Below are 6,912 nucleotides of genomic sequence, written 5' to 3'. Positions count from 1 at the left end.
TTCTGCGTAGGGCTGGTTCGTATGCTATATTTTAAACTGCCTGTGTAGAACAATCCCCCTTGTCCCGTTGTGCTATCTATACAAATCCACTTCTTAAAATCTCCCTCTGCCCCTCTTTATAAAAGAGGGGAGTATTTTTGGATGACGCACCAACTCTGCTTTGCTACCCTTTGCTTCCTTAGTCGGTTTTTCAAAGGGGGAAGCATCTCTCCTTCCCTTATAAAGGGAAGGTCGGGATGGATTTATAAAAATGCCCTTACCTTATTTTTTCAAGGACCCGGTTCTCACATCCAAAGGACCCCTCTGGGCGTAGCCCAACGGGCGAGCCTTCGGAGACAACCATGTTTTATCTTATCCTTTGTCAAAGAGAGGAGATTCCTTTCCCTGCCCCCCTATAAAATATTATTTTTCAACTCCTAATTGCTTTCTTATCAATTCACATAAAGTATTTTTAATTTCTGAATGGCGTGGAACAGGTGCCTTTTTGCCATTTTTAATGTTTTCATATATATCATGTTTTTTTCCATGCCTTTTCAAATAACACCCATCTTCCACTAACTCTTTGATAAAATCCTGTCATTTCACACTTCAACCTTTGTTTCTTTTGTCTGTACACCGGAAGGTAATGGCATCCATTCCTCTTTCATTAAAGAATATACCTCTTTTATATTCTCTTTCAATTCTTTTAGTGATTCTCCCTGACTGAATATTCCTGGAACTTCTTTTAACTTTCCAACATACCATCCATCATCAATCCAGAATTCAAGTGTAAATTCTTTTCTCATATTATTCTTCCTTCTTTAATCACCACTCTACTCTCCAACTGTTAACTTGTGGAAAGTGAACCCTCATAATTTTATTTTTCACTTTTTACCAGCATTTTTATTGGATATCCTAAGGTTTCTTCTGCCAATTTTTTATTTTCTCTCAACCATTCAACAGAGGATATTTTCTTCTTCTTCCTCATTAAATTCTCTCTTTCCCTTATGTCATGGAGAATAAACAAAAAATCTTTTTCAATTCTACTCTTCATAAAGCACCTCCTCTGGTGTCCTAAATTGTATAATTGGATATCCTTCCCTTAAATTCACTCCATTAAATTTTCTTGCATTTATTTCTTTCACAATATGTTTTATATTAAAACTTACCAGAATATCAACTTTTAAAATTGTAGCATACCCAACATGGTAAAGGTCCGCTTCAAACTTTTCAGGTATTATTCGTTCATTTTTATATTTATTTACTAAATTAACAAGTTCTTCATATTCAGTATCCACAACTTCAATTTTACATTGTTTTACCAAATTTAAAAGTATATTTTTCTCTTTATCTGGAATTTTTGTAAGTTCTGCAATTGTCAAAGGAGAAGTATATGCAATAAAATAATCCTTTTTTATCTGTTCAAAAAGTCCTCTTATACTTTCTCTTTTAGTAATATTTTCTCTTTTTAAATCAGTGTAAAATCCAAAAATAGATGTTTCCAAGTATAATTCTAATTTTTTCACCACTCTACTTTCCAACTACCTGGAACTGGAACATAAACACGCCTACCTCCAACAAACCCTTTATAAACATCTCCTTTCCCATTTAATATATATTTCCCCTAAAATCAACAGTATCAACAAAAATACAATTATTATCTTTATCAACTCTTAATATAATTCTTATCGTCCCACTTTTTATCCGATGATAATTTATCCATTTACCTTTCAGTTTCTTGACATTTATATTTATGTCTTCACCAGTATATTTAAGAATAAATTTTCTTATTAGTTGCCTAACTTTCTCCTCTATTTTTTGTTCTTTTATAAATTTATATGCTCTATTAGAATAAAATACCTTCATTTCAAATATCTAACCATTCAGAATAAACCATTTTTTTATCGGGCTCTTTGTATTTCTTCTCAATTTCTGCCATTTCCTTATCTGATACTTCCGGAGTTAAATCCAACCTTATTTTGAAAAATTCTTCTTTTATTGTTTCTTTAATCGTTTTTCTTATAACTTCTTTCAAATTTTCTACATCATTTACAATATTCTTTTGTGTTTCCATATCTCACCTCTATTTAATCACCACTCTACTCTCCAACTACCTGGAACTGGAACATAAACACGCCTACCCCCAACAAACCCTTTATAAACATCTCCTTTGCCCTTTTTATATGCTTCTGAATTATAAATTATACTTCCCCCATTTAAGTTCACAGTCCCATTTGTTATTATTGAACCATATATTTTTCCATTCGTTAGAGTAATTGATGAAGTGGAACCTCCATAATATGCAGAATAAATACTCCCATTTATATCTGAAGAAATATTAATATATCCACTGTCTGATTGATTTATAAGCAAAAACTTATCATTTTCAGTATCATTTAAAGTTATATTACCTGAAATTGTGATATTTGAAATTTTCCCACTATAATCATCTCCCAACGGTTTCTCAAAATAAACCATAATTCCTGCAACCTGATTTTCTCCTGTTGTAATACCTATTGAATTGGCAATTGTCAAGTCAAATGTTTTATCAACATTACTATATAACAAAATTCCTGCTTTTTTAGTAGATGGACTTGCATTGATTGTAATAGGACTATTTATATTTAAACTTTCATTTGTAAATAGACACCCATTTATTCTAAAATTTGAACCTGCTGATAAATTTATTGGTGTAGTAATAGGTGAAATTCCAAAATCCCCATTTATTGTAACATTATTACCTATACTTAAAGAAGATGAAGTAGATGGTTTAACTATTAAACAATAAGTTGGCCCTATTTCACCAATTTCTGCACCAGTAGGTATAGTAATTGTTTCTGCATCAACTACTGCATTATCTCCCGAAAATACAGCAGTTTCAACTCTTACTTCTCCATCGCACTTAAAATAATTACCTATTTTAACTCCATTTGTTAATACTGCATTTGCTCCCTCAATTTTAACAGAATGAGGAGTAAAGACATAGTGATTAGTATCAGTCCCAGTACCATCATCCGTCCCAAAATAATATGTATCTACACCATCCCACCAAACACCATCATTTATTATAGTACTAACATCCCCTGTTGGCACACCTTCAACTCTATTTCCAGAAGCATCATACTTATCTGCATAATTATCATCAGCAGGGCTAGGGGGAAAAGTTACTGAGGGGTCAGAAGCAAGGCGAGGTATTGTATCAATAGAAACATTTGTATCAGTAAGTGTATATTCTCCGATAGCATCGCAGGAAGAGGGCCAAAAAGCTGCACAAATATTTCCTCTTATGGTAACACTATTTGGAACTGATAATGGGCCTATAGTATTTGCATAAATAGTGTGTTTGTTAAATGCCTCAGGGATTCCCTGTGTTTCAGTTCCAACTCCATCATTTAATTTATCTCCTCTTATTATTGGATTGGCACTTCTTATTTCAACAGATATTCTTGCCTGTTTTCCTCTATATTTACCTGTTGAAACAATACGAGTATCTTCACCAGTTCCATCACAAATTCTTACAGAACAGGATGACTGAGGACCAAAATTAGAAGTATCTATATGTGTTTCAGATGTTTCATCCCAAGAAGGTGTTAAAGGGTTATCAGAATTTACTCCGAAAGGATAATAACCGCTATCATAATTTGTGTAATTCATGTTGTAAATAACCTGTTGGAGCCCTGCCTCAGCAATTGTGAGAGCGGTTGTTTTATCATCAAAATAATGTGCTCTTCTTATAGCACTTGTGGCAGAAAGGACAACTATCAATATGAAAGCAGAAAAGAGAACAACAATCACTAACACTACTATTAAAGCAATTCCTTTTTTTCTCATATCTATTTCCCGCTTTTATTATACTACATTTGAAAAAGAAAAACAACAAGAAATATATTAGCGGGGTTTTACATTGTAATATAATAAAAATCAACAACTTTAATGTGGAGGACCGTCCTCCACAGAATTTTTCAAAGGGGGAAACTACGATAAATCCCTTCCTTTGTAAAAGGAAGGGTGGGGATGGATTTATTAAAATCTCCCCTTGCCCCTCTTTTGTAAAGAGGGGAAAGTTTTTGCTCCTTCCCTTAATAAGGGAAGGCCGGGATGGATTTTTATTATAAATCCCTCCTCATCCTGCACCCTCGGGCGTAGCCCTACGGGCGAGCCTTCTCCCCAGCGGGGAGAAGGATGAAATCCCCCTTTATCCCTCCTCCAAAAAGCGCGTCGGACATGCCTTTGTTAAAGGGGGAAAATACTCTCCCTCCTTTAAAAAAGGAGGGTGGGGGTGGATTTTATTAAATCCCCCTCAAAATCCCCTCTAACTCCCCTTTACTTAAAGGGGAGAACCCCAAGAGGGGAAATGACGCACCAACTCTGCTTTGCTAACCCCCGCTACTTTAGTCGGTTTACTAAAGAGGGGAGTAATATCCCTTATCTTATTGTTTCAAGAACCCGGTTCTCGCAGAGAACCAGGTTCTTCTATCTTAACATTTTAAAAAAGGGAGAACTTATGGGTAAGGAGTTCATGAAAAAAAATCGGGGCGTCCTCTAAAAAACGTAGCGCACGTCCCAATAAAAAGAGTCGGGGCGCTCGGATTGTGCTATCTGGGAGACGATGACGCACCAACTCTAAGAAACAAGGTAAGCAACTTTAGTCGGTTTGAACCTATGTTCAAATCCTCTCAAAGAAGTATGCTAATCGGGGCGCTCGGATTTGAACCGAGGACCTCATGGTCCCAAACCATGCGCGCTAAGCCAGACTACGCTACGCCCCGTTTATTACTTCTTTTATCTTATACTTACTCTTTGCAAATTACAAAATATTTGAAAAATTTCCTGATGAAATTAAAATTCCTACATATTTCCGAGGACCTTCCGCCAAAATGCGCGGCGGACAGGTCCGCCACAATACACGGCGGATAGGCAAAGGGGAGAAGGATGAAAATCCCTCTTAATCTCCCTTTTATAAAGGGAGAAGTTACTCCTTCCCTTTCTAAGGGAAGGTAGGGATGGATTTATGGTAACTGCTCTAAATCCCCCATAATCCCCGTTGTGCTATCTGGGAGACGATGACGCACCAACTCTACTTTGCTAACCCCCGCTACTTTAATCAGTTTGTCAAAGGGGGAAGTATAAAGGGGAGAACCCCTTTGTTGGTTGCTGTTTCTCTCAAGGAAGTGGACCCGGCCGGATTCGAACCGCAACCGGCGCTTCGCTTTTTAGGAGGGGGTGTTTCCCCCTTAAAATCCCCTCTAACTCCCCTTTTTTAAAGGGGAGAACCCCTTTGTTGGTTGCTGTTTCTCTCAAGGAAGTGGACCCGGCCGGATTCGAACCGCAACCGGCGCTTCGCTTTTTAGGAGGGGGTGTTTCCCCCTTCCTAATTTTCTCCCCCCAATACAAAATACGCAGGGAAAATCTTTTCCCTGCACCCTTTGTTGGTTGCTGTTTCTCTCAAGGAAGTGGACCCGGCCGGATTCGAACCAGCAACCAACGGATTATGAGTCCGCTGCTCTGCCGTTGAGCTACGGGTCCTTATAATTATTCTGGAACCTGGTTCCGGAAATAAAAAGATACTTTAAAGTATTATACCTTTTTAATTTTTTATTTGAAATTTCAGATATTAAATTTCGCTTATACTTGTGTCAGGACCACTTTTTACCTTTAAAAAAATCCTCACTCCTTTTGTTATTACTTCTATATTCTCAATATCAAAATCATCTGGTAAAATTCTTATATGAAAGATATTTTCTCGTGGGACTAAAATAATTCTTTTGTTTTTATCAATATCAACTGGATTTATTTGTCCTTTTAAATATATTATCCCTTTTCCTTCAAGCATAATCCAATTTTCTGTAAATTTTAAAACTTTTCCAACAAAAACCCATAATTTTTGTTCTTCAAAGTATTTTTTAAATCTTATTTTTACAATTTTTCCCTCTATCATATTTTCCTCTTATCCCTATCAAATCCCTCTCCTTTAAATCCCTCTTAATCTCCGTTGTGCTATCTATACAAATCCACTTCTTAAAATCTCCCTCTGCCCCTCTTTATAAAAGAGGGGAGTATTTTTGGATGACGCACCAACTCTGCTTTGCTACCCTTTGCTTCCTTAGTCGGTTTTTCAAAGGGGGAAGCATCTCTCCTTCCCTTATAAAGGGAAGGTCGGGATGGATTTATAAAAATGCCCTTACCTTATTTTTTCAAGGACCCGGTTCTCACATCCAAAGGATCCCTCTGGGCGTAGCCCAACGGGCGAGCCTTCGGAGACAACCAGGTCCTTTTATCTTATTCTTTCTTAAAATCCCCCCTCATCCCCGCCTTCTCCCCAACGGGGAGAAGGAAATAAATCCCCCTCAATCCCCCTTTTTCAAAGGGGGAAGCATCTCTCCTTCCCTTATAAAGGGAAGGATGTGATGGATTTTCCTGGATTTCCTCTTATAAATCCCTCTTAATCTCCGTTGTGCTATCTATACAAATCCACCCTAACCCTCCTTTACAAAAGGAGGGAAAAGGACGCACCAACTCTGCTTTGCTACCCTTTGCTTCCTTAGTCGGTTTTATAAAGGGAGAAATTAATTGAGGGAAATTGGTGGAGGCGGCGGGTACTGCCCCCGCGTCCAGAAATAGAAAAGATAGAGTATCTACCTGCATATTCCGATGTTTGTTCTTTGAGTATTGTTCTCCATCGGACAGAGAACAACACCCGCATCCCTTTTAATACTCCCAAAAAAGGTAAGGGCAGACCTTTTTTGAAAGGTCCTCATTCCGTCTCACTTCAGAGAGGCGAGGACAACCCCTTCTGAGTGAGTGCCACGTTAATTACGCAGCAAGTGTATTTGCTGTAGCAGTTATTTTTTTGTCAGGTTTTTACAGGTTCCTGACAAACCCGACAGGCAACTCTATCTCCTCTTATTCCTGTCGAACCCTATTTCGCCCCCC

At 37.4% G+C, this 6,912-nt stretch carries 9 protein-coding genes, 2 tRNA genes and 1 other RNA gene; 1 reads left to right on the top strand and 11 read right to left on the bottom strand.

Translation table 11 applies throughout. The annotated features are described in order from the left end of the window. Positions 1–402: 402 nt before the first annotated feature. From PLW95_03675 to PLW95_03645, 7 genes are all read right to left on the bottom strand, one after another. Positions 403–567: a type II toxin-antitoxin system HicA family toxin gene (locus tag PLW95_03675; protein HOV21762.1), complete on the bottom strand. Its 165-nt coding sequence runs from the start codon at positions 565–567 to the stop codon at positions 403–405. A gap of 14 nt (positions 568–581) precedes the next feature. After that, positions 582–785 (bottom strand): type II toxin-antitoxin system HicB family antitoxin, encoded by a 204-nt coding sequence (locus PLW95_03670; GenBank protein ID HOV21761.1) that lies wholly within the window; start codon positions 783–785, stop codon positions 582–584. Between the two features lie 71 nt (positions 786–856). Further along, complete coding sequence (locus PLW95_03665) at positions 857–1,033, bottom strand: hypothetical protein (GenBank protein HOV21760.1); 177 nt, start codon at positions 1,031–1,033, stop codon at positions 857–859. Continuing rightward, entirely contained in the window at positions 1,023–1,505 is a 483-nt protein-coding gene (locus tag PLW95_03660; protein HOV21759.1) for a hypothetical protein, read from the bottom strand. Before PLW95_03660 ends, PLW95_03665 begins: the two co-directional genes overlap by 11 nt. 82 nt (positions 1,506–1,587) lie before the next feature. Beyond that, the gene (locus tag PLW95_03655) at positions 1,588–1,845 is read right to left on the bottom strand and encodes a hypothetical protein (protein ID HOV21758.1); all 258 of its coding nucleotides are present in this window, start codon (positions 1,843–1,845) and stop codon (positions 1,588–1,590) included. 1 nt (position 1,846) lies between these two features. Next, positions 1,847–2,053, bottom strand: a complete 207-nt coding sequence (locus PLW95_03650) for a hypothetical protein (protein HOV21757.1) — start codon at positions 2,051–2,053, stop codon at positions 1,847–1,849. A 17-nt stretch (positions 2,054–2,070) separates the two neighbouring features. Beyond that, complete coding sequence (locus tag PLW95_03645) at positions 2,071–3,810, bottom strand: hypothetical protein (protein ID HOV21756.1); 1,740 nt, start codon at positions 3,808–3,810, stop codon at positions 2,071–2,073. 29 nt (positions 3,811–3,839) lie between these two features. Here PLW95_03645 and PLW95_03640 point away from each other — a divergent pair, with 29 nt between their 5' ends. Continuing rightward, positions 3,840–4,094 (top strand): hypothetical protein, encoded by a 255-nt coding sequence (locus PLW95_03640; GenBank protein ID HOV21755.1) that lies wholly within the window; start codon positions 3,840–3,842, stop codon positions 4,092–4,094. A 578-nt stretch (positions 4,095–4,672) separates the two neighbouring features. On the opposite strand, the gene PLW95_03635 is transcribed toward PLW95_03640, so the two are convergent. The 4 genes from PLW95_03635 to ssrA form a co-directional block, all read right to left on the bottom strand. Then, positions 4,673–4,748: transfer RNA gene (locus tag PLW95_03635), tRNA-Pro, on the bottom strand. A 685-nt stretch (positions 4,749–5,433) separates the two neighbouring features. Next, positions 5,434–5,505, bottom strand: a tRNA-Ile gene (locus PLW95_03630). Positions 5,506–5,593: 88 nt separating this feature from the next. Further along, on the bottom strand, positions 5,594–5,917 hold the full coding sequence (locus PLW95_03625) for a hypothetical protein (GenBank protein ID HOV21754.1): 324 nt from the start codon (positions 5,915–5,917) through the stop codon (positions 5,594–5,596). Positions 5,918–6,560: 643 nt separating this feature from the next. Next, positions 6,561–6,911, bottom strand: a transfer-messenger RNA (tmRNA) gene (gene ssrA, locus PLW95_03620). Position 6,912 lies beyond the last annotated feature (1 nt).

The organism is bacterium (assembly GCA_035370465.1).
Lineage (GTDB): Bacteria > Ratteibacteria > UBA8468 > B48-G9 > JAFGKM01 > JAGGVW01.
This window is presented reverse-complemented; position numbering and strand designations above follow the sequence as displayed.

What these genes read in the sequence shown, in the direction of transcription:
- PLW95_03670 (HOV21761.1), bottom strand. Translation starts at nt 785, where the DNA reads ATGAGAAAAGAATTTACACTTGAATTCTGGATTGATGATGGATGGTAT.
- PLW95_03665 (HOV21760.1), bottom strand. Translation starts at nt 1,033, where the DNA reads ATGAAGAGTAGAATTGAAAAAGATTTTTTGTTTATTCTCCATGACATA.
- PLW95_03655 (HOV21758.1), bottom strand. Translation starts at nt 1,845, where the DNA reads ATGAAGGTATTTTATTCTAATAGAGCATATAAATTTATAAAAGAACAA.
- PLW95_03650 (HOV21757.1), bottom strand. Translation starts at nt 2,053, where the DNA reads ATGGAAACACAAAAGAATATTGTAAATGATGTAGAAAATTTGAAAGAA.
- PLW95_03645 (HOV21756.1), bottom strand. Translation starts at nt 3,810, where the DNA reads ATGAGAAAAAAAGGAATTGCTTTAATAGTAGTGTTAGTGATTGTTGTT.
- PLW95_03625 (HOV21754.1), bottom strand. Translation starts at nt 5,917, where the DNA reads ATGATAGAGGGAAAAATTGTAAAAATAAGATTTAAAAAATACTTTGAA.